This window comes from Streptomyces sp. NPDC043867, assembly GCF_056435845.1.
Genome location: NZ_JBWKDS010000027.1, coordinates 1 through 24,371 on the forward strand (window position 1 = coordinate 1; position 24,371 = coordinate 24,371).

General features: G+C 70.5%; 18 protein-coding genes and 2 pseudogenes. 13 read left to right on the plus strand and 7 right to left on the minus strand.

Features of this window, described 5'->3' with window-relative positions; translation table 11 throughout:
• The 3 genes and pseudogenes from AC069T_RS25020 to AC069T_RS25030 form a co-directional block, all read left to right on the plus strand.
• Positions 1-278 (plus strand): annotated as a pseudogene (locus AC069T_RS25020) (hypothetical protein); the annotation flags it as partial.
• Positions 279-673: 395 nt separating this feature from the next.
• Positions 674-1,975, plus strand: a complete 1,302-nt coding sequence (locus tag AC069T_RS25025; RefSeq protein WP_478784844.1) for a PP2C family protein-serine/threonine phosphatase — start codon at positions 674-676, stop codon at positions 1,973-1,975.
• A gap of 174 nt (positions 1,976-2,149) precedes the next feature.
• Positions 2,150-3,226 (plus strand): annotated as a pseudogene (locus tag AC069T_RS25030) (SulP family inorganic anion transporter); the annotation flags it as partial.
• Between the two features lie 38 nt (positions 3,227-3,264).
• Here the strand turns inward: AC069T_RS25030 and AC069T_RS25035 are convergent.
• Both AC069T_RS25035 and AC069T_RS25040 read right to left on the minus strand, forming a co-directional pair.
• Positions 3,265-3,912 carry a response regulator gene (locus AC069T_RS25035; RefSeq protein WP_478784845.1) on the minus strand — a complete coding sequence of 216 codons (648 nt, stop codon included), beginning with the start codon at positions 3,910-3,912 and terminating at the stop codon, positions 3,265-3,267.
• Entirely contained in the window at positions 3,909-5,159 is a 1,251-nt protein-coding gene (locus tag AC069T_RS25040; RefSeq protein WP_478784949.1) for a sensor histidine kinase, read from the minus strand. The genes AC069T_RS25035 and AC069T_RS25040 overlap by 4 nt, the downstream gene beginning before the upstream one ends.
• A 327-nt stretch (positions 5,160-5,486) precedes the next feature.
• Here AC069T_RS25040 and AC069T_RS25045 point away from each other — a divergent pair, with 327 nt between their 5' ends.
• The 3 genes from AC069T_RS25045 to AC069T_RS25055 all read left to right on the plus strand — a co-directional run bounded on the left by AC069T_RS25045 (position 5,487) and on the right by AC069T_RS25055 (position 6,785).
• Positions 5,487-6,041 carry a heme-binding protein gene (locus AC069T_RS25045; RefSeq protein ID WP_478784846.1) on the plus strand — a complete coding sequence of 185 codons (555 nt, stop codon included), beginning with the start codon at positions 5,487-5,489 and terminating at the stop codon, positions 6,039-6,041.
• Positions 6,042-6,189: 148 nt separating this feature from the next.
• Complete coding sequence (locus tag AC069T_RS25050) at positions 6,190-6,378, plus strand: hypothetical protein (RefSeq protein ID WP_478784847.1); 189 nt, start codon at positions 6,190-6,192, stop codon at positions 6,376-6,378.
• 113 nt (positions 6,379-6,491) lie between these two features.
• Positions 6,492-6,785 carry a hypothetical protein gene (locus tag AC069T_RS25055; RefSeq protein WP_478784848.1) on the plus strand — a complete coding sequence of 98 codons (294 nt, stop codon included), beginning with the start codon at positions 6,492-6,494 and terminating at the stop codon, positions 6,783-6,785.
• Between the two features lie 255 nt (positions 6,786-7,040).
• Here the strand turns inward: AC069T_RS25055 and AC069T_RS25060 are convergent, their stop codons facing one another.
• A complete protein-coding gene (locus tag AC069T_RS25060; RefSeq protein WP_478784849.1) occupies positions 7,041-7,490 on the minus strand; it encodes a spore-associated protein in 450 nt (149 codons plus the stop codon).
• A 241-nt stretch (positions 7,491-7,731) separates the two neighbouring features.
• On the opposite strand from AC069T_RS25060, the gene AC069T_RS25065 reads away from it, so the two are divergent.
• The 3 genes from AC069T_RS25065 (at position 7,732) to AC069T_RS25075 (ending at position 12,652) form a co-directional block, all read left to right on the plus strand.
• Positions 7,732-9,588: a glycoside hydrolase family 15 protein gene (locus AC069T_RS25065; protein WP_478784850.1), complete on the plus strand. Its 1,857-nt coding sequence runs from the start codon at positions 7,732-7,734 to the stop codon at positions 9,586-9,588.
• A gap of 155 nt (positions 9,589-9,743) precedes the next feature.
• Entirely contained in the window at positions 9,744-10,790 is a 1,047-nt protein-coding gene (locus AC069T_RS25070; protein ID WP_478784950.1) for an ROK family protein, read from the plus strand.
• A gap of 530 nt (positions 10,791-11,320) precedes the next feature.
• Positions 11,321-12,652 (plus strand): cellulase family glycosylhydrolase, encoded by a 1,332-nt coding sequence (locus AC069T_RS25075; RefSeq protein WP_478784851.1) that lies wholly within the window; start codon positions 11,321-11,323, stop codon positions 12,650-12,652.
• Between the two features lie 156 nt (positions 12,653-12,808).
• Here the strand turns inward: AC069T_RS25075 and AC069T_RS25080 are convergent, their stop codons facing one another.
• Positions 12,809-13,846, minus strand: a complete 1,038-nt coding sequence (locus AC069T_RS25080) for a LacI family DNA-binding transcriptional regulator (protein ID WP_478784852.1) — start codon at positions 13,844-13,846, stop codon at positions 12,809-12,811.
• Positions 13,843-16,245, minus strand: coding sequence for a glycoside hydrolase family 2 protein (locus AC069T_RS25085; protein ID WP_478784853.1), 2,403 nt, complete (start codon positions 16,243-16,245; stop codon positions 13,843-13,845). Before AC069T_RS25085 ends, AC069T_RS25080 begins: the two co-directional genes overlap by 4 nt.
• 269 nt (positions 16,246-16,514) lie before the next feature.
• On the opposite strand from AC069T_RS25085, the gene AC069T_RS25090 reads away from it, so the two are divergent.
• The 3 genes from AC069T_RS25090 (at position 16,515) to AC069T_RS25100 (ending at position 19,744) form a co-directional block, all read left to right on the plus strand.
• Positions 16,515-17,834: an ABC transporter substrate-binding protein gene (locus AC069T_RS25090; RefSeq protein WP_478784854.1), complete on the plus strand. Its 1,320-nt coding sequence runs from the start codon at positions 16,515-16,517 to the stop codon at positions 17,832-17,834.
• A 96-nt stretch (positions 17,835-17,930) separates the two neighbouring features.
• The gene (locus tag AC069T_RS25095; protein ID WP_478784855.1) at positions 17,931-18,902 is read left to right on the plus strand and encodes a carbohydrate ABC transporter permease; all 972 of its coding nucleotides are present in this window, start codon (positions 17,931-17,933) and stop codon (positions 18,900-18,902) included.
• Positions 18,899-19,744 (plus strand): carbohydrate ABC transporter permease, encoded by an 846-nt coding sequence (locus AC069T_RS25100; RefSeq protein WP_478784856.1) that lies wholly within the window; start codon positions 18,899-18,901, stop codon positions 19,742-19,744. Before AC069T_RS25095 ends, AC069T_RS25100 begins: the two co-directional genes overlap by 4 nt.
• Before the next feature lie 135 nt (positions 19,745-19,879).
• On the opposite strand, the gene AC069T_RS25105 is transcribed toward AC069T_RS25100, so the two are convergent.
• Complete coding sequence (locus AC069T_RS25105) at positions 19,880-20,776, minus strand: RNA polymerase sigma-70 factor (protein WP_478784857.1); 897 nt, start codon at positions 20,774-20,776, stop codon at positions 19,880-19,882.
• A gap of 257 nt (positions 20,777-21,033) precedes the next feature.
• Entirely contained in the window at positions 21,034-22,263 is a 1,230-nt protein-coding gene (locus AC069T_RS25110; protein ID WP_478784858.1) for an NAD(P)/FAD-dependent oxidoreductase, read from the minus strand.
• 779 nt (positions 22,264-23,042) lie between these two features.
• Between AC069T_RS25110 and AC069T_RS25115 the strand changes: the two genes are divergently transcribed.
• Positions 23,043-24,350 (plus strand): ice-binding family protein, encoded by a 1,308-nt coding sequence (locus tag AC069T_RS25115; protein WP_478784859.1) that lies wholly within the window; start codon positions 23,043-23,045, stop codon positions 24,348-24,350.
• The last annotated feature ends 21 nt before the right edge of the window (positions 24,351-24,371 follow it).

Here is a 24,371-nt window from a genome sequence, read left to right on the forward strand (position 1 = left end):
TCTTTCGGCGAACCCCCGTTCTGGAGACGACCTCTGTGCTAGCCGACCATGATCGTTCTCAGCGCCAACGGCTGTACCGATGTTCCCCAAGGCCGCAGTACGCCGGTCTCGGCCTCATCGGGACCGCGAATCCGGCCATCGGTGCCGCCCAGGCCGCCGCGACCGGACTGATCGGCACGATGCCCGAGGGCGGCGCAGAGGCCATCGCCTCCCGCGGCGAGGTCTCCGCGGAGGACGAGATGCTGGACCGCGCCGCGATGGAGTCGGGCACGGACTGACCGACGCGATGCCGAGGACGGCCCCGACGGGGGACGCCTCAGGCGCGAGCCGGCCGGACGCCTCGGGCGCCGGGCCGGCTCGCGCCTGTCCGGCCGGATGCCCGGGAGGAACAGCCGCGTACGGGCGGGCTCCTGCCGATCGCGGGCCGGCTCGTCGAGGAGTGGCCGGGTCTCCCCGGGACGGAGCCGTACGGAAGGGAACCCGTTGCCGGGTCGTCCGCACGAAGCCGATCAAGGCGGAAGTCGTCGAGTGAAAAGGGCGCACGCGGGCACCGGGATGGGAGACTGCTGCTGCCGGGTTGCTTCCGGTCGCCCTCAACGCGGCGGGGCTCGCCCGCCGCGCGTCCTCTCCGGCGAGAGGGATCCGGGGTGCTCGGACGACGGGAGACTCATCAGTGAGCGCATACGAGCCGAGCTCCGAGCCCGGACCGCAGGCTCCTCCCTCCCCGGACAGCCACGGCAAGGGCCGGGCCGTCGGGCTCGCCGGGGTACTGGCCGCCGCGGAGACCGCGGCACCCGTCGAATCCCTCGACGTCGTCGCCCGCATGCTCAAGGAGCGCATCAACGCGACGATGGTGTCCTTCCTCATCACGGACTTCACCGGCGGGTCGGTGGTGCGTCTCGGTGCCGCCGGAACCGTCGAGACCGATGAGCCCGCCCGGCGCATCGACCTGCCCGGCACGCTGTACGACGAAGTGATCCGCACCCAGCAGTCGACCACGGAGACCAAGGACGACGGACGCACGGTGCGGGTCGTCGCGCCGGTCACCAACCGGGGGGACGCCATAGGCCTCCTGGAACTCTTCCTCCCCACGGCGCCCGACACGGCGGCGATGCGGGAGATCGGCGAGACGGCGCACGCGCTCGCGTACATCGTCATCGCCAACCGCTCGTTCACCGACGTGTACCAGTGGGGCCGCCGCACCAGCCCACTGAGCCTGGCCGCCGAGATCCAGCACCGCCTGCTGCCCGACTCCCTGGCCTGCGAGGCCGCGCAGTTCACGGTCGCCGGGGCACTGGAGCCCGCCGACCTCGTCGGCGGCGACACGTTCGACTACGTCATCGACCGCGACACCGTGCAGCTGTCCGTCACCGACGCCATGGGGCACGACGTGGACGCCGCGCTGCTCGCCACGCTGGCCGTGGGGGCGCTGCGCCGGGCCCGGCGGGCGGGCGCCGGACTCGTCGAACAGGCCGGACAGGCCCACCGGGCGATGCTGGAGCACGGCAGGCAGAAGTACGTCACCGGCCAGCTGCTGCGCATAAGCCTGGTCGACGGCCGCGTCGAGTTCGTCAACGCGGGACACCCCTGGCCCCTGCGACTGCGCCACGGGAAGGTGGAGGAACTCAGCGTCGACATCGACATGCCGTTCGGTTTCCACTTCCCGCACAGCTACCGGCTCCAGCACCTGGATCTGCAGCCCGGCGACCGCCTGATCATGGTCACGGACGGCATGCTCGAACGCAGTGCGAGCGGCGTGGACCTGAACGGCCTGATAGAGCGCACCAGTGACCTGCATCCGAGGGAGGCCGCCCGCACGATGATCGCGCAGGTCATCGCCTCGAACGACGGGCACCTCCAGGACGATGCGACGATCATGTGCCTGGACTGGCACGGCGTCAGGCAGTCCGAGCGGCACGCCGACACCGGCGCCGACCTCACAGGCGCCTCCCCCTCGCCGACACCGCCCTTCTGACGAGCGGCTCACCCCGAACGCCCCTCGGTAGCGAAGAATCGCGACCCCGGTGCCCGGTGACGTCGACGGTAAGGTGGTTGATCGCCGGATCGGCTCCGCCGCGTCCGGCACAGGGTGTGGGGCGGGCCGGTCCCGCGACCGTCAGCCGTCCCGGGATCGACGACGCCCCCTCCGATCTTCGTGGCACAGGTGCCCGAGATGCACGACGTGCCCTGGGCCGTCTACCCGCTGCTCGCCGCAGGCCTGGTGCTCATGGTGTTCTTCCCCCGGATCCCCGGACGGTCCCGGCACCGCTCGTGTCGATCGTCATCCACACCGTCGTCACCGTGGCGGCCGGCATCGCCGTACCCGCCGTGGGGGACAAGGGCGACCTGCCGTCCTCGCTGCCGGTGCCGGGCCTTCCGGACGTTCCGTTCACGACGGACACCGTCACGGCCGTCGCTCCGTACGCGCTGGCGATGGCGCTGGTCGGCCTGATGGAGTCGCTGATGACGGCCAAGCTCGTCGACGACATCACCGACACGCACTCCAGCAAGACCCGTGAGTCCGTCGGACAGGGCGTCGCCAACATCGTCACCGGCTTCTTCGGCGGCATGGGCGGGTGCGCGATGATCGGCCAGACCATGATCAACGTGAAGGTGTCAGGTTGCCCGTACGCGCCTGTCCACCTTCCTCGCGGGTTCATTCCTGATGGTGCTGTGCATCGGTCTCGGCCCGGTCGTCTCCGACATCCCGATGGCCGCCCTGGTCGCCGTCATGGTGATGGTGTCCCTCGCGACCTTCGACTGGCACTCCATCGCCCCGAAGACCCTCAGGCGGATGCCCGCCGGAGAGATCACCGTCATGGTCGTCACCGTCGGCTGCGTGGTGGCCACGAGCAACCTCGCGATCGGCGTCGTCGTCGGCTCCGTCACCGCCATGGTGATCTTCGCGAAGCGCGTCGCCCACCTCGCCACCGTCACCTCGGTCACCGGACCGGACGGCGGCCAGGTCGTCTACTCCGTGACCGGCGAACTGTTCTTCGCTTCCTCCAACGACCTCGTCGGCCAGTTCGACTACGCCACGGACCCCGACAAGGTCGTCATCGACCTGTCCGCCGCCCACATCTGGGACGCCTCCTCCGTCGCCGCCCTGGACGCCGTAGAGACCAAGTACGCGCAGCGCGGCAAGACCGTCGAGATCGTCGGGCTGAACTCGCCGAGCGCGCGCATCCACGACCGGCTCAGCGGCGAACTGGCCGGCGGCAGCTGACCGGCCCGGAGGAGGAGGCCGTGGGTGTCCCGCTCCGGTCACGGCAGCAGGCGTTGTTCCTTGGCCACGGCCACCGCGCCGGCCCGCGTGTCGACGGAGAGCTTGCCGTAGATGCGTCCGAGGTGGGTCTTCACGGTCGCCTCGCTGATGAAGAGAACTTTCGCGATCTCCCGGTTGCCGAGTCCCCGCGCGAGCTGCGTCAGGATGTCCCGCTCGCGGGCGGTGAGCGTGGGCCGCGGGCTGCGCAGGTTGGCCATGACGCGGCCGGCGACGGGCGCCGAGAGCGCCGTACGGCCCTGGGCGGCGTCGTGGATCGCGGCGAAGAGCTCCTCCGGCCGTTCGGCCTTGAGCAGGTAGCCCGTCGCTCCGGCCTCGATGGCGCGGGTGATGTCGGCGTCCGTGTCGTACGTCGTGAGGACCAGGACGCGCGGGCCGTTCCCGGGAGCCGTGAGGCGGCGGGTCGTCTCCACGCCGTCGATCCCGGCACCGAGCTGGAGGTCCATCAGCACCACGTCCGGACGCAGCTTCGCACTCAGCGCGAGCGCCTCCTCTCCCGTGCCCGCCTCGCCGACGACCTCGATGTCGGGGGTGCTGTCGAGCAGGGCGAGCAGCCCGGCCCGTACGACGACATGGTCGTCGCACAGCAGGATGCGGACGGGGCGGGACGTGCCGGTCGCACCGGTCATCGGGAGGGCTCCAGCGGGATCGCGGCGGACAGGACGGCACCCTCTCCGGGCGCGGACTCGATGGTCAGGGTGCCGCCGAGCTGACGGGCACGGGCACGCATCGCGGGCACCCCGTGGCCGCGCACACCGGACGCGCGGCGGTCCGGACCCTCGGGGGCGAAACCGCGGCCGTCGTCGGCGACATCCAGGACGACCAGGTCGTCCAGCACCGTAAGGGTGAGCGTGGCCGTACGCGCGCCGGAGTGCTCCCGTACGTTCGCCAGCGCGCCCTGGGCGATCCGCAGCAGTGCGGAACGGACCCGCTCGGGAAGCCGTGGCCCGCGGTCGCCGCCGTCGATGTGCACCTGGACGGTGAGGTGCTCGCCCGACTCGCGTGCGGCCAGCGCGCGCAGCGCCTGGCCGAGGTCACCGCCGCGGGCCAGATCGGCCGGCGCCAGGTCGTGCACGAAGCGGCGGGCCTCGTCGAGACTGTGTTCGGTGACCGCTTCGGCGGTCCGCAGGTGCGTGCGCGCCCTGTCCGGGTCGGACTCCCAGACCCGGTCCGCTGCCTGGAGGAGCATCCGCTGGCTCGACAGCCCCTGGGCGAGCGTGTCGTGGATCTCCATCGACAGCCGCTGCCGCTCGGTGAGGGTGCCTTCGCGGCGCTCGGAGGCGGCCAGCTCGCGGCGGGTGCGGACCAGGTCGTCGATGAGCACGCGCTGCCGCACCGTCTGCCGTTCCATCTGGAGGAAGACGGCGGTGGCGATCGCGGCGACGGCGGGCGGCGCGAGCAGCAGGTTCGGGTCGAAGCCGCCGGCCAGCCGGAGCTGGGCCGCCACGACGAGGGCCGTCAGTACGACGACCAGCGCGAGTGCGGACCGCGACGGGAGGACGCGCAGCCCCGTGTAGAAAAGCGGCACCGCGCACCAGGCGAAGCTGGGCGCGAGCACGACCAGCGCCATCCACCCCACGACGACCCCGGCCAGCCGGACGAGCCGTAGCGGGGAGCGCTCCGCGTCCGCCCCGGTCGGCCGCGGTGTCCGGGCGAACGGCCGCCGGTGCCCGAGTGCGGCCCCCGGGAGCGGGATGGCGTACAGGACCGCCAGGAGAACGCTGAGCGCGACGATCCACGGGGTGCGGGCTTCCCCGGGATGGCGCAGCAGGAAGCGGGCGAGCGCACCGCCCAGCAGGAGGAAGAACGCCACGTGCATCACGGCCGCGAGCCGGCGCGTGTCCGCGGCGTACCTCTCGTCCGTGGACGCACCCATGCCGTCGACGCCGGCGGTGCCCGTGCTCGTGCCCGGTCCGTCGGTAGGACCGGCGTCCGCGCCGTACGCCTCGCCGGCGCCCGCCTCCCCGGCGTACGTCCGGTCCGTGCCCGTGTCCATGCCGTCCACCTCCCTCACCGCTCCCGCCTGCCCGAACGTTCCCATTGTCGCCAGCTCAGGCCATCCCCGGGTCATCCGATCGGTCGACCCCGGCGTCGGCCGGTCGGTACGCCGGGACCCGCCGAAACGCCGACGGTCATGGACCCCGGGCGGCACCAGGCTGGAGAGCGGAAGAAGCGAACCACCCTCACCACCAGGAGTCATGCCATGAAGAAGCTCTCCCGCCGCGCCCGCGTCGCCGCCGGCAGCGCCGTGATCGCCGCCGTCGCCGCCGGCACCCTCGGCACGGTGTCCGCGAACGCCTCGGCGCCCGCCTCCACCGGCGCGGCGCCCGCGACGGACGTGAGGAGCGGCGGCACCGTCTCGTCCAGCCATCTCACGGTGGACGCCGCGGCCGAGGCCGCGCAGGCCGCCCTCGACGCCGCCGAGCAGGAGAACCAGAAGGTCACCGTCGCGGTCGTCGACCGCAACGGCAACACCGTCGTCACCCTTCGCGGCGACGGCGCAGGGCCGCAGTCCTACGAGTCCGCGCAGCGCAAGGCGTACACGGCCGTCGCCTGGAACGCGCCCACCTCACAGCTCGCCGAGCGCCTGAAGCAGACGCCGAACCTGAAGGACATCCCCGGCACGCTGTTCCTGGCCGGCGGCGTACCGGTCGCCGTCAAGGGGGCCCCGGTCGCGGGCGTCGGTGTCGCGGGCGCGCCGTCCGGGGCCCTGGACGAGAAGTTCGCCGCGGCGGGAGTGGCGGCGCTGGCGCGCTGAGTCCGCCCGGGGGACTGCGTCGGCACGGGCCGCTGCGGGCCGTCGAAGACGGCGTGCGGTGGCCCCCGGATCGGAGCGGGTCGTGAATCAGTGCGAGCGGGGCGGGTAGGCGGCGTTCTGCACAGTTCACTACCGCGAGGGAGACGCCGTGACGCAGAAGAGCGAAGGCGAGCAGGTCAATCGGTTCTGCAAGGCGTGCGGTACCCCTGCCGAGAACGGGAGGCTGTGCGAGCGCTGCGGCGAGGTGCTGCACCTGCCCGATGACGCGGGCCTGGTCGAGGACCAAGGCGCCGTGGTGCGGCGGGACTTCGAGGGCCGCGGGGATCACTCGGGCTGAGAACCCGGCTACCACTCTGGCCTCCGGGCACGGGGAACGACTGCCGCACCCCCGTTTTCACGCCTCTTCGTTCGCGGTCCGCTGGACTACGAATTTGTGGGTACACGGGCCGCATGGCAACGAAGAACGATCACCCCATTCCCCTGCGGGCGATGCGCCAGCTGCGCCGGATCCGCATGTTCTATGCGGCGGGCGCCCTTCTGTGGGCGGTGTCGGCGGTCTGGCTCGGACGGGAGCATCCCGGGAGCCGGCAGATGTGGGTGTCCGTCCTCTTCGTCGCGGTCTTCGCCGGGCTGCTGTCCGTGACGTCCCTGTGGCTGTGGCGTCAGGGGACCCGGCGTGCGAGTGCGAACGGCCGCCATGCCGGCGCGCGCGGGATGGCCGCCGGCCGCCACGCGAGCGCCTGAGTCCGGCGCCGCCCGCTCGTCACCCGGCGCGTAATCGGGGCTCGGCGTGTCACACGGCGCGTAATCGGGGCTCGGCGTGTCACACGGTGCGTCCCACGCCCACCAGTTGCTCCTCACGGCTCCACGAGCCGCCCGCCACGCGTACGCGCCCCGGGGGAACCGCGGCGCGCACCCGCCCCGGCGGAACCGCGCGAATTCCGCCGGGGCGAGCACATCACCAGGACATCCCGCGCCGCTGACCGGCGCGGGTGCCGGTCAGCGGGTCGAGGTGACCCGGTGTTCCTTCAGAGCGGCGCAGTTGGAGCCGCTCACCTGGACGTAGACGTTGGCGATGTGGCCGCCCCAGTCGACGCAGTAGCCCTTGCCGTAGACGTAGGTCGGTCCGGCGTACGAGGTGTACTGCCCGTAGTCCTCGTCCCCCTGCTCGGTGGCGGGAATGTAGACCCAGGCCGACATCTCCTTGAGGGTGCCCGGGTTGTTGCGGATGGTGGCGACGCAGTTCTTGCCGTTCGAGGCGTTGTACGTGAGGTAGACCGTGCCGAGCGAGCCGATGGCCGCGGAGTTCACGGTGCGGTAGCTGCTCCCACAGATCTTCTGCGGTGTCGTGTTGGGTGCGGCGGAGGCCGGTGCAGCCAACGCGGTCGTGGCCCCCAGGGACAGAACCGCCAACGTGGCGGCGCCCAGAGCGGAACGGGTGAATCGCATATTTCCCCCTTGTAACCGAAGGAGTTGCTTGCTCCTGTCTGGTGTGACCTGCGAGACATCCGGATGGTTGTACCCTCTTCGCAAAACACCGGAAAACGATCACTCGCACCCGCGTGGCGGCCGGTTGGCGGCCCGCCGGGGATCCTGGCCCCTCTCCCGGGCCGGCCGGCCGTCCGCGCCGCGAGACCGGGCACGTCGGCTCCGGGCTGCCCGGCGGTCAGTATCGCCGCACACTGGAGAAGTGACCGGCCAGAGCGACCGCCCGATCGCCGACTACGCGGTGCTCTCCGACTGCCAGACCGCCGCGCTGGTCAGCCGTGACGGCTCCGTCGACTGGCTGTGCCTCCCCCACTTCGACTCCCGCTCCGTGCTGGGACGGCTCCTCGGCCCCGAGGCGGGGCACTGGTCGATCCGCCCCGCCGGCCCGTACACCGCACGCCGCGCATACCTGGACCGCACCCTCGTGCTGCGGACGGAGTTCCGCACCGCCGGAGGTCTGGTCACGGTCACGGACGCTCTGGCCTCCGGGCTGAACGAGCGCGGCCACGACCTCGGCCGCCGGGCCCCGCACCTGCTCCTGCGCGTGGTGGAGTGCGTCGAGGGCCAGGTGGAGGTCGACATCGAGTTCGCGCCGAGACCGGAGTACGGGGTGGTCCGCCCGCTGCTGAGCCCACAGGAGGGCGGACTGCACTGCCACGGCGGTCCCGACACCCTGGGGTTCTGCTCACCGGTGCCGCTGGAGATCACCGACATGGCGCGCGGCCGGTGCGTACTGCGTGCGGGGGAGACCGCGGCGTTCGCGCTGCACCAGGTGCCCGCCGGCAGCAGCCTTGAGCTCTCGACGCAGGAGGCGATTCGCGGGCACCTGCGCGACACCGTCCGCAGCTGGCGTTCCTGGTCGGAACTCCATCAGTCGTACGACGGACCCTGGGCGGAGCTTGTCCAGCTGAGCGGTCGCGTCCTGCAGGGGCTCACCTTCCAGCCGACCGGGGCGATCGTCGCGGCGCCGACCACCTCACTGCCGGAAACCGTAGGCGGGGTACGCAACTGGGACTACCGCTTCGCCTGGGTCCGGGACGCCTCGCTCACCCTGGACGCGCTGTGGGTCGCGGCCTGCCCCGACGAGGCCGAGGCCTTCTTCCAGTGGATGGCGCGGGCCGCCGCGACCGACCCCCACCACTGCGCCTCGATGCAGATCATGTTCGGCATCCGGGGCGAACGAGACCTCAGCGAACGTGAACTGCCGCATCTGCCCGGCTGGCGCGGCAGCCGTCCAGTGCGCGTCGGCAACGGTGCCTGGCAGCAGAGCCAGCTCGACGTGTACGGCGAACTCCTGGGCGCCGCCCACCGGCTCCGCCGGCACCTCGGCGGCCTCGACGTTCCGACCAAGGCGTTCCTCGCCGGCTGCGCCGATGCCGCGGCCGCCCGCTGGCAGTCACCCGACCAGGGCATCTGGGAAGTCCGCAGCGCTCCGCAGCACTTCGTGTACTCCAAGCTCATGTGCTGGGTCGCCGTCGACCGCGCGATCGAGCTGGCCGACGAACTCGACGCCACCGAGCGGATCCCCGACTGGTCCCGGACCCGTGACGAGATCCGCGCGGCGATCGAGGAGCACGGCTGGAGCGACGAGGCCGGCGCCTATGTGCAGGCCTTCGGCTCCGACCGCCTGGACGCGTCGCTGCTGATGATGCCGATCGTCGGGTTCGTCGCGGCGGACGCCCCGCGGATGCGGGCCACCATCGACGCCGTACGCGACAGGCTGACCGGCCCTGACGGCCTCGTCCACCGATATCTGGCCATGGACGACGGCCTGCCGGGCGACGAAGGCACCTTCCTGTTGTGCACCTTCTGGCTGGCCCAGGCGCTCGCGCTGGCCGGTGACACCGGAGCGGCCCGTGACCTCTTCGAACGCGCGGCAGGCTGCGTCAACGACGTGGGGCTCCTGGCCGAGGAGGTCGACCCGTCCGGCGGGGACCTCCTCGGCAACTTCCCGCAGGCCTTCAGTCACACAGGCCTGGTGAACGCCGCCTGGACCATCCACCAGGCCACCTCGCCCGGCGGCACGGCGGCGACGGGCGGCGCGGAACCACAGTCCTGAACCGGTTTCGTGCAGCTAGCGGCGAGTACGGACAACGAATTTGACTAAACCCATACTTAACGGGCTCATTGCCTCTGGACAACGTTGTCAACATCCGGGCAGAGTGTCCCTCCCGGAATGCGGATTCCGGCTCCACTCAGGGAAGGGCTGACGTGATGGTCGCGTACGGAGCACTCGACATCGGCGGTACGAAGATCGCCGGGGCGCTCGTGGACCCGCAGGGCCGGCTGTTGGCTCGCGCGCAACGGCCCACGCCGGCAGGCGAGTCGGCCGAGACCCTGATGGACGCGGTCACGACGGTGCTGGACGAGCTCGCCGGGCACCCGGCTTGGCGAGCTCTCACCTGCCTGGGCATGGCGAGCGCGGGCCCGGTCGACACGGCCGCCGGAACCGTGAGCCCCGTCAACATCCCCGGCTGGCGCGGCTTTCCACTGGTCGACAGAGTCCGCTCACACCCATGCGTGCCCGCTCGCACGACCCCGGTGCTGATCGGGGACGCCGTCGCCATGACCGCCGCAGAACACTGGCTGGGTGCTGCTCGCGGTGTGGACAACGCCCTGTGCATGGTGATCTCGACCGGCGTCGGTGGCGGGCTGGTCCTCGACGGGCGGCTGCATGCGGGGCGGTCGGGCAACGCCGGTCACATCGGCCACATCTCGGTCGACCTGAACGGACCCAAGTGCCCTTGCGGTTCCCGGGGTTGCGTGGAGCGGCTGGCCAGCGGCACGGCGATAGCGGCGCACGCCCTCGCGGCGGGCTGGACACCACCCGCCGGGGTCGCGCCGACCGCCGCGGCCGTCGCAGCGGCGGCCCGGGAGGGGGACGCCCTCGCGCAGGCGGCATACGATCAGGCGGCGCAGGCGCTGGCAGCGGGCATCGCCGCGACGGCCGCCCTGGTCGAACTCGACCTCGTGATCATCGGCGGGGGAGTGGCGCAGGCCGGCGACACACTGTTCGCACCGTTGCGTCGGTGGATGTCGGAGTACGCGGTCCTCGACTTCGCCCGGGACGTGCCGATCGTGCCCGCCGAACTGGCCCTGGACGCAGGCCTGATCGGCGCGGCGGCGGCGGCAGCCGGCACCACGGGCGCGCCGGGGACGGGCGCCGGGGGGACGGGCGGCCCGCAGGCCGGAAAAGCCCGCGCCCGCGGAAGCGAAGAGGCCGTCGGTCACGCCGGATACGGCACAGGGCCGACGACCTGACCGTTTCGGCGGGCTGAACTACGCCTGAGGAAGGGGCACATGGCGTGGCCCGCGCCCAGACCTGTGCTCGACAACCCCGCCGATCCGAGAAGGCCCGTGCCCCGGCCGGAACACATCCGATCAGTCCCCGATATCGTTCCCGGCAACTGAACTACAGCTAAACTTAACCGGTTTGGCTTCAACGGTTGCTCTCGTGGAGGTCTCCTTCTAGCCTCTCTCCCAGCCGCTACGAAGGCATTCCTCACCACCCCCCACCCCCGGTCACGGAAACAAGTGGTGGCCTTCGGCGACGGCTTGCCGTCCCGCTGTCCGGTGTGAGCCGCACACCGCATCCCCGGGCAGCGGGATTCCACCGGCCCGCACACTTCCTCACCGGGCTCGCCACAAGCCAGGAACGGGAATGAGCGTGTCCGTGCCCCGGTGGGCCGGACGGACGAGCCGGAAGAACGGCCCTGCACTGAACGGCCATGCCGCGCGGGACGAACACGTCCTGGACGCGGCCGGCACGAGCGACCACCTTGGGAGCAACAATGAGAAGAAGACTGGCCACCGCGGCGGGAGCGCTGCTGGCCATCGCGGCCTCGCTACTGGCCGTCCCGTCCACCGCGCACGCGCAAGCACAGGCGGAACAGGGATTCCACGTCAGCGACGGCCGCCTGCTGGACGCGAACGGCAAGGACTTCGTCCTGCGCGGCGTGAACCACGCCCACGCCTGGTACCCCACCAGGACCCCGCAGGCGCTGAAGGACATCAAGGCGCTGGGTGCCAACTCGGTGCGGGTGGTCCTCGCCACGGGAGACCGCTGGACCAAGAACGACGCAGCCGACGTCGCCGCGGTCGTCACCCAGTGCAAACAGAGCCGCCTGGTCTGCGTTCTCGAGGCGCACGACACCACGGGATACGGGGAGCAGGCCGGCGCGGTGTCGCTGTCCCGCGCCGTGGACTACTGGCTGAGCATTCAGGACGCACTGAAGGGCCAGGAGAAGTACGTCATCCTCAACCTGGGAAACGAGCCCCACGGCAATTCCGGCTACACCGCATGGACTTCGGACACGCAGAACGCCATCAAGCGTATGCGTGACGCCGGATTCGACCACACGCTCATGGCCGACGCACCCAACTGGGGCCAGGACTGGGCGTTCACCATGCGGGACAACGCCGCAAAGGTGTTCGCCGGAGATCCCGACCGCAACACGGTGTTCTCGATCCACATGTACGGCGTCTTCGACACCGCAACCGAGGTGAACGACTACCTGAACCGGTTTACGTCACAACACCTGCCCCTTGTCATCGGCGAGTTCGGCAATGCCCACTCGGACGGCGACCCCGACGAGGACGCCATCATGGCCGCTGCCCAGCAGCAGGGCGTGGGCTACCTCGGCTGGTCCTGGAGCGGCAACGGCGGCGGAGTCGAATACCTCGACCTGGCCACCGACTTCGACGCCTCCCGGCTGACCGCCTGGGGCCGGCGTCTCTTCGAGGGCGCCAACGGCATCAAGCAGACCTCGCGGGAGGCCAGCGTCTTCGCCACCGGTCCCGCGGACGGCGGCTGCGCCGTCAGCTACCGGCTCAGCGACTGGGGCAACTCGTTCAACGCGGACGTGACCATACGCAACACCGGCACCACGGCGGTCAAGGGCTGGCGCCTCGACTTCGCCTTCCCCGGGCAGCAGAAGGTCAACTCCGCCTGGAACGCCCGCACGACCCAGGACGGCAGTCAGGTGCGCGCCACCAACGAGTCCTGGACGGAGACGATCCCCGCCGACGGCTCAGTGACCTTCGGCTTCAACGGCTCCTCCGCCGGGACCAACGGAGTCCCCGCCTCCTTCACCCTCAACGGCACCGGCTGCGCGAAGAGTTGACGGACGTGCACGTGCGCAGGGCCGCATCCCCCGTGGACGCGGCCCTGCATACGTTGCTCATGTCGTCATGGATCTGCGTGGGTCCCCGCGGGCGCGGTGCCGCGTGCGTCCCCCGAAGGCACCGCGGCGGCCGGCTGCCCCTGCGTGCGCCCCCGGCTACGAGCTGGCCTCCGGTGCCCGGGCGGTGGACCCCCGTGGCGTCAGCGTGGGAGTCGGCGCCTGATGCGCACCGCTGTGCGTCCCGTTGATGACATCGAACAGGACCCGCGTCACCTCGGCGCCGAAGTGGTGCACGTCGTGGCTCATCGCCGACAGCGTCGGATGGGTGATCCGGCACAGCTGGGAGTCGTCCCAGGCGATCAGCGACAGGTCGTCGGGAACCGAGAACCCCATCTCGGCCGCGACGCCCGCGCCCGCGACGGCCATGATGTCGTTGTCGTAGACGATGGCGGTGGGCCGGTCGGCGGTGAGCAGCAGCGAGCGGGTGGCGCGGGCGCCCTCCTTCTCGTCGAAGCCCGTCGCGATCTGGCGGGCCGCCTCCAGCCCGAGTTCACGGGTCGTGGACGCGAACGCGCGTGCCCGGATGGCGCTGTGGCCGAGGTCGGCAGGACCGCCGACCCGGGCGATCCTGCGATGGCCGAGAGCCGCCAGATAGCGGACGGCTTCGGCGACCGCCGAGGCGTCGTCGGTCCATACCGCCGGGAAGGGCCCGGTCAGGGAGGGATGGCCGACCGCGACGGCGGGCAGACCGGTGCCCTGCAGCGACGGCAGCCTGGGATCGTTCTCACGGAAGTCCACCAGGATCGCCCCGGCGATCATCCGGCCGCCCCACCAGGCCTTGTAGAGAGCGATCTCCTCGTCGAGGTCCCGCACCAGGCGCAGCAGCAGCGAGCAGGACCGCTCCGCGAGGACGCTCTCGATGCCGGAGATGAACTCCATGTAGAACGGTTCGAGGCCGAGCAGCCGCGCCGGCCGGCACAGGGCCAGTCCGACGATGTCCACCCGCTGGTTGGACAGGCTGCGCGCGGTGGCGCTGGGGGCCCAGCCCAGTTCTCTCGCCGCCTCGAAGATCCGTTCGCGGGTGGCCGCCGAGACGCCCGGCTTGTGGTTGAACGCGAGCGACACCGCACCCTTGGACACTCCCGCCCGGGCGGCGACGTCCTTGATCGTGACCCGCTCCGCCGAGCCGCTCACGTGGCGTCCACGCAGTACAGGGCGGCCCTGACGTCCTGCTCGCCGACTGGGCCGCATTCGGTGACCCGGATGCGTGTGCGCTCGCCGGGCAACAGGGTCTGCGGGCCGCGGTCACAGACGGCGGCCGGGCCGAGCCGGTCGGGCTGGAGCAGCAGGTCTCGGACGAGGGTACGGGCGGTCACCACGACATCGACTCTATCCTCCCGCCCCTCCACCGGCTCGACACCGACGTCGTAGGCCGGCCGGGGGCAGGCGAAGTCCTTGTCCGCGACGGGGAAATGGAGCGCGCGGAGCCCATCGGCGTCGGCGACCAGGAACTCCTTGGCGGACCGCTCGGCGGGCGCGACCTCCCGCGGCACCGGGAGCCGGACGACCGAACGGGGTGCGGCCGCCACGTCGAGGACGCTCTCGCGGAGCAGTGTCCCGTCCGCCGCGCACCGCCGCAGTGTCACCGCCGTCCGCCAGGGGGCGGCGGACTGGTTGACCGCGGCGAGGACGAGACCGTCCGCGTCCGGCTGCACGGTCAGGAGGCGGTCGGCGTAGACACGGCGCAGCTCGTGGTACAGCGGTTTCAGGCGGCCGTCACCGTCGATCGCGGCCCATGAGGTGACGGGCCAGCAGTCGTTCAGCTGCCAGACGACCGTGCCGGCGCAGACGGGCCAGTGCGAGCGCCAGTGCTCGATCCCCGCCGCGACGGCCCGGGCCTGGACGAGCTGGGTCAGGTAGTGCCAGCGGTCGAAGTCGCCCTCGGGCAGCGGGAAGTGGCGTGCCACCCCCCGGTCGAGCTTGCCGTTGCCGTCCTCGGCCTTCTGGTGGTGGAGCATGCCGGGGGAGTCGGGGGCGAGCCGCTCGCCGGGCAGGGCGCGGCGCAGGGTGGCCTGCGCGGGCGGCGCCTGCCAGCCGAACTCCGCGACGAACCGGGGCACGCTCGCGCGGTACTCGGCGTAGTCCTGGCGGTTCCACACCTCCCAGGAGTGATGGGTGCCGTGCGCCGGGTCGTTGGGATGGTGGTCCCAGGATCCGGACCAGGGGCTGCCCGCGGTGTAGGGGCGGGTCGGGTCGAGTTCGGCGACGATCCGGGGGAGCAGCCCCAGGTAGTAGCCCTCACCCCAGGAGTCGCCGGCGAGCGCGCCCTCCCAGTCCCAGTCGCGAAAGCCCCACAGGTTCTCGTTGTTGCCGTTCCACAGCACTAGGGAGGCGTGCGACATGAGCCGGACAACGTTGTCACGGGCCTCCGCCTCGACCTCGCCGCGCAGCGGCTGTTCCTCGGGGTAGGCGGAGCAGGCGAAGAGGAAGTCCTGCCAGACCATCAGGCCGAGTTCGTCGCAGACGTCGTAGAAGGCGTCGTCCTCGTAGATGCCGCCGCCCCACACCCGCACCAGGTCGACGTTGGCCTGGGCGGCCTGGGTGAGCCGGGTCCGGTAGCGCTCGGGGGTGACCCGGGAGGGGAAGGCGTCGTCGGGGATCCAGTTGACGCCGCGGGCGAAGATCCGTACGCCGTTGACGACCAGGGTGAAGCCGGTGCCGTGTTCGTCGGCCGAGCGGTCGAGCTCGACCGTCCGGAAGCCGATCCGCCGTTCCCAGGCGTCGAGGGGGCGCCCTTCGTCGTCACTGAGTGCGATGTGGAGGTCGTACAGGGGCTGTTCGCCGTAGCCGCGGGGCCACCACAGGCGCGGGCCGGACACCTCCAGCCGCAGCGTCACCTCGTCACCGGTGAGGACGGCCTCGGCATGGGCGCCGGCCATCCGGGCCTCGACGCGCAGCGCGCGCCCCTGCCCCCGCTCGGTCCGCTCCACACCGAGGTGCACGTCGACCCGGCCGCGGTCCTGGTCGACGGTGACCACGGGGCGTACGTCGTCGATGCGGGCGGTGGACCAGTGTTCCAGCCGGACCGGCCGCCAGAGACCCGCCGTCACCAGCGTCGGCCCCCAGTCCCAGCCGAAGTTGCAGGCCATCTTGCGTATGTACTGCGACGGTTCCGGATAGACGTTGGGCCGCTCTCCGGTGACGGCCCGCACGGCCGCGGCCTCGTCGTAGGCGGAGGCGAAGCGGACCTCCAGTTCCCCGGTGCGGCCCGTGACGTCGAACCGGTAGCGCCGGTGCATGTTGCGGGCCGTCCCGAGCGGCCGGCCGTCCAGGGTGATGTCCGCGGCGGTGTCCAGGCCGTCGAAGACCAGATCGGTCCGCTCGTGCCCGGCGGCGTGCGCGAGGGGGCGCGTGTACGTCCAGGCGCGGCGCCCCACCCAGGCGAGGTCGGTCTCGTTGTGGCCGATGAAGGGGTCGGGGATGGCCCCGGCGGTCAGCAGGTCGGTGTGGACGCAGCCGGGCACCGCGGCCTCCAGCAGTTCCCCGCCATGGCGCAGGCTCCAGCCCTCGGTGAGCTGGGTGACGTCCTTCATGGTGCGGCTCCAATCGCCTGACTCAGGCTTGTGGATGGACAACGGCCGACAACCTAACCCCCTGATCAGATCCTGTCCATAAACCGGTCTAGTCCCTCTTGTTGCTCGTAGGTTCTGGTCTGACCCCTGCGGTGTCCGGGAGTTGAGTGCCGCCTGGTAACGATTAAGCATCGTGCTGGAAATCTGAGCTTTACCGGTTAACCCGCGGCTGACATAGTGCCGACATCCCACCCGCAGAGCTGAGCCGCACACTTGAAGGAGCTGGGCACATGGGGAACAAGAAGACGCTCACGGGAGCACTTCTGGCCGTCACGGTCCTGACCGTCGCGGGATGCAGCGGCCAGGGCGCGGCCTCCGGTGAGACGGCGAAGGCGCCCGCCGACCCCGCCGACGCATCGGGCACCATCAAGGTCCTCACACACCGGACCGACCTCGTCCAGAACGGGACGATGGACAAGTACGCCGCCGAGTTCAACAAGACCTACCCCAAGGTGAAGGTGAAGTTCGAGGCCCTCACCGACTACGAGGGCGAGGTCAAGATCCGGATGAACACCGAGGACTACGGCGACGTCCTGATGATCCCGGCCGCCATCGCCAAGAACGACTACCCGAAGTTCTTCGCTCCGCTGGGCGGCGCCGCGGACCTGGGCGGCAAGTACCGCTTCAGCGACAAGACGGAGGTCGGCGGCAAGGTCTACGGCATCACCACCTTCGGCACCGCCAACGGCTTCCTCTACAACAAGGCCGTCTGGAAGAAGGCCGGCGTCACTGACTGGCCCACCACGCCGCGGGAGTTCTACGACGACCTGAAGGCGATCAAGTCCCGGACGGACGCGGTGCCGTACTACACGAACTTCAAGGACGGCTGGCCGCTGACCGCCTGGAGCAACAGCATCGGCTCGGTCACCTGCGACGCCAAGGCCAACGACAAGCTCGCCGGCGCCGTCTCCCCGTGGAAGCGGGGCGGCGAACTGCACACGATCGACTCGCTCCTCCACGACATCGTCAAGGGCGGCCTGTCCGAGAAGGACCCCAACACCACCAACTGGGAGGCGTCCAAGGGGATGATCGCCCAAGGCAAGGTCGCCAGCATGCAGTTGGGATCCTGGGCCATCACGCAGATGCGAGACGCCGCCCAAAAGGCCGGCGCCGACCCCGACGACATCGGCTTCATGCCCTTCCCGGCCCAGAAGGACGGCAAGTACTGCGCCGTGCTCGCCTCCGACTACCAGCAGGCGGTCAACATCCACTCCGACGACAAGACGGCGGCGCGGGCCTGGATCGACTGGTTCACGGAGAAGTCCGGCTTCTCGGCGAAGGAAGGCGCTGTCCCCGCACTGAAGTCCGCTGCCATGCCCAGCACACTGAAGGACTTCGTTGACAACGATGTCACCTTCCTGGAGCGCTCGGAGGCCGAGACCGGCGACGTGAACACCATCGACAACGCGGCGGAGATAGGCCTGAACAAGCCGGACTACCGCCGGAAGCTGGTCGACCTCGCTCGCGGTGCCCAGAAGGGCAACCTCGAGGACTTCTTCGCGGACCTCGACAAGCGCTGGAACGAGGCGGCCGAAGCCGCGGGCTCCTGACCGCCGGCCCCTGCCGCCAAGCAGCCACGGCCCCGCCCGGACAGGCGGACGGGGCCGACCGCCCGTCGCAGATCAGCGGACGACGAAAGGCCCGACATGACCGAGACGACCGACACGGCGCCCGCGAAGGTGCCCCGCACCGCCGCCCCACCCCGCAGGACGGCACGCCGCCCCGTGACTCCGGGCGGCGGCCTGCGAAGCGGCCCCCTGCTGCGCCGCCTCACTCCGTGGCTCTTCCTCGCGTTCCCCCTGATCCTGCTGGTCACGTTCACCTACGTGCCCGTGGGCAACATGATCTATTACAGCTTCACCGACTGGGACGGCGTCAGTCCCGACCGGAACGTCACGGGCCTCGACAACTACCGGCAGCTCTTCACCCGGCCCGAGCTGTTCCGGGTGTTCTTCGTCAGCTTCTACTACCTCGCCGCCTCCGCCGTGCAGATCGTGGTCGCCCTGTACTTCGCGACCGTCCTCAGTTTCGACCTGCGCTTCCGGAACCTCTTCAAGGGAATCCTGTTCTTCCCGTACCTCATCAACGGCGTGGCCATCGGGTTCGTCTTCCTCTACTTCTTCCAGGACGGCGGCACGCTGGACTCGGTGCTGTCCTGGTTCGGCACCGGATCCGACCACGCTTGGCTCGGTGACCCCGAGTCGGCGAACACCTCGCTCGCCGGGGTGTCCGTGTGGCGCTACACCGGGCTCAACTTCGTACTGTTCCTGGGCGCGATCCAGTCGATCCCCGCCGAGCAGTACGAAGCGGCGCAACTGGACGGAGCCACCCGGTGGCAGCAGTTCCGCCACCTCATCGCCCCGAGCATCCGGCCGGTGCTCAGTCTCAGCGTCATCCTGGCGATCTCCGGGTCCCTGTCGGTGTTCGAGATCCCCTACATCATGACCGGCGGCGCGACCGGCACCTCGACCTTCGTCATCCAGACGGTCAAGCTCGCCTTCCAGTTCAACAAGACGGGCCTGGCGTCGGCCGCCGCCGTCGTCCTGCTGCTGATCATCCTGCTGATCACCTGGATCCAGCGCCGCCTCGTGCCCGACGAGAAGGTGGACCTCGTATGACCACGTCCCTGCCCGCCCGCCGGCGCCGGATCGCACCGGCCCTGACCTACCTGTCGCTGATCGTCGCGTCGCTGGTCATCCTGGTGCCGCTCGTCGTCGTGTTCCTGACCTCGCTCAAGACCTCCAAGGAGGTCACCGACGGGGGCGCCATGACGCTGCCGGGCGACTGGCTCAACTTCGGCAACTACGCGACGGCGTTCACCGACGGCAAGATGCTGTCCGCCTTCGGGAACACCGCGTTCATCCTGCTCTTCTCCATCACCGGAACGGTCCTCATTGGGTCGATGACGGCGTACGCGGTCGACCGCTTCGCGTTCCGGGCGAAGAAGCCGGTCATGGCGCTGTTCCTGATCGCCACCCTGGTCCCCGGTGTCACCACCCAGGTCGCCACCTTCCAAGTGGTCAACAGCTTCGGCCTGTTCAACAGTCTCTGGGCGCCGGTCCTGCTGTACATGGGGACGGACATCGTCTCGATCTACATCTTCCTGCAGTTCATCCGGGGCATCCCGGTCTCCCTGGACGAGGCCGCCCGCCTCGACGGGGCCAACGCGTTCACCATCTACTGGAAGATCATCCTGCCGCTGCTGAAACCGGCGATCGCCACGGTCGTGATCATCAAGGGGATCACGGTCTACAACGACTTCTACATCCCCTTCCTCTACATGCCCTCGGAGGACCTCGGCACCATCTCGACCGCCCTGTTCCGCTTCAAGGGACCCTTCGGGGCGCACTGGGAGGACATCTCGGCCGGCACCATCCTGGTGATCGTCCCGACCCTGCTGGTGTTCCTCTTCCTCCAGCGCTACATCTACAACGGCTTCGCTCAGGGCGCGACCAAGTGACACCCGCCGGCTCCGCGGTCACCGCCCGCGGAGCCGGGCCCCCTCACGGCCTTCCGGACCACGAGGGTTGCGGCCCACCGGTCCGGCGGCCTCGGCTGGTCCGCGGGCCACGCCCGCGCGTGCGCGTCCTCCGTGTCACCGCAGGGTGAGCCGGGTCTCGGACTCGACGCGGGTCAGCTTTTCCGGGTTGCGGACGTAGTACAGGCTCGTGATGCGGTCGTCCTCGACACGGATCCCCATGATGCCGTCGAGCTCGCCGTCCAGGCGTACGACGAGTGCCGGGTTGCCGTTGACCACGGTGGGGTCACACGTGATCGTGCCCTTGGTCTTGCTGACGCCGCCGAGGTAGAAGCGGACCACCTTCTCGGCGCCGACGACCGGCCGCAGCGCGGCCCGCTTGATGCCACCGCCGTCGCTCACGAGGACGACCTCGGGGGCGAGCACGTCGAGGAGGTCCTGCGGGTTCCCGGTCTCGAGCGCGCGCCGGAACGACTCCAGGACCGCCCGGGCCTGACGCTGGGAGGTCATCTTGGAGGGGCGGCGGGCATCGACGTGCCGCCGGGCGCGGTGTGCGATCTGGCGCACGGCAGCCGGGGTCTTCCCGACGGCCTCGGCGATCTCGTCGTAGCCCACCTCGAAGACCTCGCGCAGCACGAACACCGCCCGCTCGGTCGGCGAGAGTCTCTCCAGGACGAGCATCATCGCCATGGAGACGCTCTCGGCGAGTTCGACGTCGTCGGCCACGTCCGGCGTGGTGAGCATCGGCTCGGGCAGCCACTGCCCGACGTACGCCTCCCTGCGACGCCGCATGGTGCGCAGCCGGTTGAGGGACTGCCGGGTCGTGATCCGCACCAGATAGGCCCGTTGGTCGCGCACCTGCTCCAGATCGACCCCGACCCAGCGCAGCCAGGTCTCCTGGAGGACGTCCTCCGCGTCGGCGGCCGACCCGAGCATCTCGTACGCGACGGTGAAGAGCAGGTTGCGGTGGGCGACGAACGCCTCGGTCGCCGGGTCGGTGGGACGGTTACTCATGTCTCGGCATCCTTCCGTCGCCTCGGCCTTCCTGCCGGAAGCCTCCGAGCGCGTCTGCAACTGGGACCTGTTCGCCAACAGCCGTTCGCCGTGCCCCGCCTGTCCGGCGCGGCCGAGGAGGAGACCGCCCGGCGTACGACTGCGACACGCAGGCCGATGATGATCCACCGTCTGAACGGCCGCTGAGGAACGCGTGCGTGCAGCGGCACCCCGTGAAAGGGGTGTCACCGCACGACCTGCGCTCCGGCTCCGCTCTCTCAGACCGAATCGACGCGTGCCTGCGCTTCCCTTTGCTGAGGGCCGGCCGGCAACCCGCCGCTCCTGGCTTCCAGCACCGCGTTTCGCGTCGTACCTCCCGAGACGCGGTGCAAGCCGTACGTACCGGGCTTGCCTGCCTCGTCGACGAGATACTTGACGACGCCCTTGCACACGTACTCCTTGATCTTCGCGCCAGGCCGGCCGGCGATGTGGAACGGCCGCGCGACGTCGTTCCGGTGAGCGAACTGGAAGATGCCCGTGCCTCGGCCCAGGCTGATGCACTGACCGGCGAACACCTGGTTGAGGGGAGCGGGCTGCTCACCGGCGAGCCGGGCCAGCACCGTGTCCGCGGCCCGTGCCCCCAGCGGGAGCGCGGCCTGGCAGCTCATCCGCAGCGGCAGGTCCGACGGCGCCGCCGAGTCCCCGGCCGCGACGATGCGCACGTCGTCCACGCTGGTCAGTGTCTCGTCCGTCAGCAGACGGCCCAGGGCGTCGGTGCTCAGCCCGCTGCGGACGGCCAGGTCCGGCACGCCGAATCCGGCGGTCCAGATGGTCACCGCGCTCGGCAGGGTGCGGCCGCCGCCGAGCTGCACGGCATCGCGAGTCACGGCTGTCACCTTCGTGCCGGCGCCGTCGAGCACCGTCACGCCGAGCCTGCCGAGGCGCCTGGCGACCGAGCGCCGTCCCCGCGGGTGCAGGTAGGGACCGAGCACGCCACCGCACACCAGGGTCACCCGGCGGCCCTGCTCCGCCAGCTCGGCTGCGGTCTCGATGCCGGTCGGACCGGCTCCGACCACGGTGACCGCGGCCGTCACCTGCGCCGCGTCGAGAACAGGCCGCAGTCGCTGCGCGTCCTCCAGGCCGGCGATGGGGTACGCGAACTCGGACGCTCCGGGGACGCCCGGGTCGGCACTGCCGCTGCCCACCGCGTAGACCAGGTAGTCGTAGCCGACCGCGCCGCCTGTCGCCAGCGTCACGCGGCGCTCCGAGGCGTCGATCCGCGTCACGGTGTCCACGAGCAGGCCGACGCCCCCGGCCAGGACCTCGCGGTAGCCGACGACCGCGCTGTCGGACCCGCCCACCAGCTGGTGCAGGCGAATCCGGTGGACGAAGGACGGTCGCGGGTTGATCAGCGTCACCGTGATGTCGTCCCGCTGCGTGAGGCGGTTGGCGGCGAGGACGCCGGCGTATCCGCCGCCGATCACGACGACTTCAGTCTTCTCAGCCATGGTGTCTCCTTCATTCCGAGTGCGTTCGGCCTTGAGACACCGCGCTCAGGGAGGCTGTGACAGTGTGTGAAGCAGATCACGTCGTACGTGGACCTGACGCCGCTGCGCGCCTTCCACCGATCGCCCGGCCGGCCCGGCGATCGCCGCTGCCTCGCGTCCCGGGTTCGACCGCGGCCGGCGCTTTCCGGCCGCCTCGGCTCGTCGCGGCCGGCCCCCCTTTTTGCCGACGATTTCCGGTACGGTCGGGCCGTTTCCGGCCACCCGGTGAGACGGTAGGCGAAACGATTTATCCGAGGTGGCAGGGGGCGTCCAGGCCATCATTCCAACAAAGAAAAGGATCACTCGTCCTCCGCCTCTGAACCCGGGGCTTGCCCCATCTAGCCGGAGTTATTGCTTTCCCGGGCCGACTCGCTCTCCCGCTGTGCTCCGGGTAGCGCCGAGACCTGCTTGGGTGGAGGGAAGTCACCCCCCCCGGTGGGCCCGCCCCGCTTTCCCCGCACCCCGACTGAGAAATTACAAAAGAATCCTTTCTGTAGGAAGCGGGTCCGCGATAAAAGAAACAATTCTGCACCCCGTTGAATCGACATCAGGGCATGCGAATGTTTATTCGATTCAGCCTCCGTGTTGCGAAATGAATATCTTTGGGGAATTTGACTCGCTCTGCGTGTCATGCCTTCCGTGGTGGTTTGATGAGTAATGTGCGGACGGCGCAATCAGGGCTTCCGGAACACCGTGAACGGTACGGGAGCCGCCGCTTTCGCACAGAAAATCGGTTTCGTATGAAGTTCAGATCTCCTGATGTCGCACGACGCCGCACCGTCTCCACCTGGCTCACGGCGGCTTTCACCACGGCTGTTTCCGCAGCAATGGTCGTCGTGGCACCGACCCAGGCGTTCGCCGCAATTCCCGTACCGCTGGGCACGGCGGCAAGTTTCGCGGTGCTGGCAGGTCAATCGGTCACCAACACCGGGCCCTCGGTGATCACCGGCGACGTCGGTGTGAGCCCCGGCACGGCGATCAGCGGGTTCCCACCGGGAATGGTGAACGGGGTCATGCACGCCGCGGACGCCGTCGCGCTCCAGGCCAAATCCGATCTGGTGGCGGCGTTCAACAACGCGGCGGGCCAGGCCACGAACGGGGCACTCCCGCCGGACGCCGGAGGGCTGACGCTGGTACCCGGCGTCTACACCGCCTCTTCCACCCTGGGCCTCACCGGCACCCTCACCCTCGACGCACAGGGCGACCCCAACGCTGTCTGGGTCTTCCAGGTCGGCTCGGGGCTGACGACGGCGTCCGGCAGCAACGTCTCCCTCATCAACGGCGCGCAGGCGTGCAACGTGTTCTGGGAGGTCGGCAGTTCGGCGACCCTCGGCACCGACTCGACGTTCATCGGCAACATCATGGCCCTGACCTCGATCAGTGCCAACACCAGAGCGAGCATCGACGGCCGGGCGCTGGCGCGTGAGGGGTCGGTCACCCTGGACACGAACAGGATCACCCGCGCCACGTGCGCCGGCGGCACCACCTCCGGCACGACCACCGGCACGACGACGGGGACGACCACCGGCGGTACCACGGGCGGCGTGCTCGGCGGTGTGCTCGGGGGTGTCCTGACCGGCGGTACGACGGGCGGTACGACGGGCGGCACTCCTACGGGCGGCGCGCTCGGTGGCGTGCTGGGCGGCGTGCTGGGCGGAGTCCTGACCGGCGGCACCACCGGCGGTACTCCGGGCGGTGGGACAACCACCGGCGGGACAGCCACCGGCGGGACCACCACCGGCGGCACAACGACCGGCGGCACCACGGGCGGCGGCAACGGCGGTGGCAACGGCGGCGGCCACACGGGTGGTGGACACGGTGGCGGTCACCCGGGCGGCGGTCACGGTGACGGTCACACCGGTGGCGGCCACGGTGACGGTCACACCGGTGGCGGCCACGGCGGCCACGGCGGCGGTGACTCGGGCGGCGGTCACGGAGGCAAGCCGGGTCACGGCGACGAGGGGTACGGCAACGAGGGGTACGGCAAGTCCGAGGAGCACGGCGGGTACGGCGAACGGCCCAAGGCTCCGGGCAAGCACGAGGGATAGCCGAGGGCGCGACGCACGCGC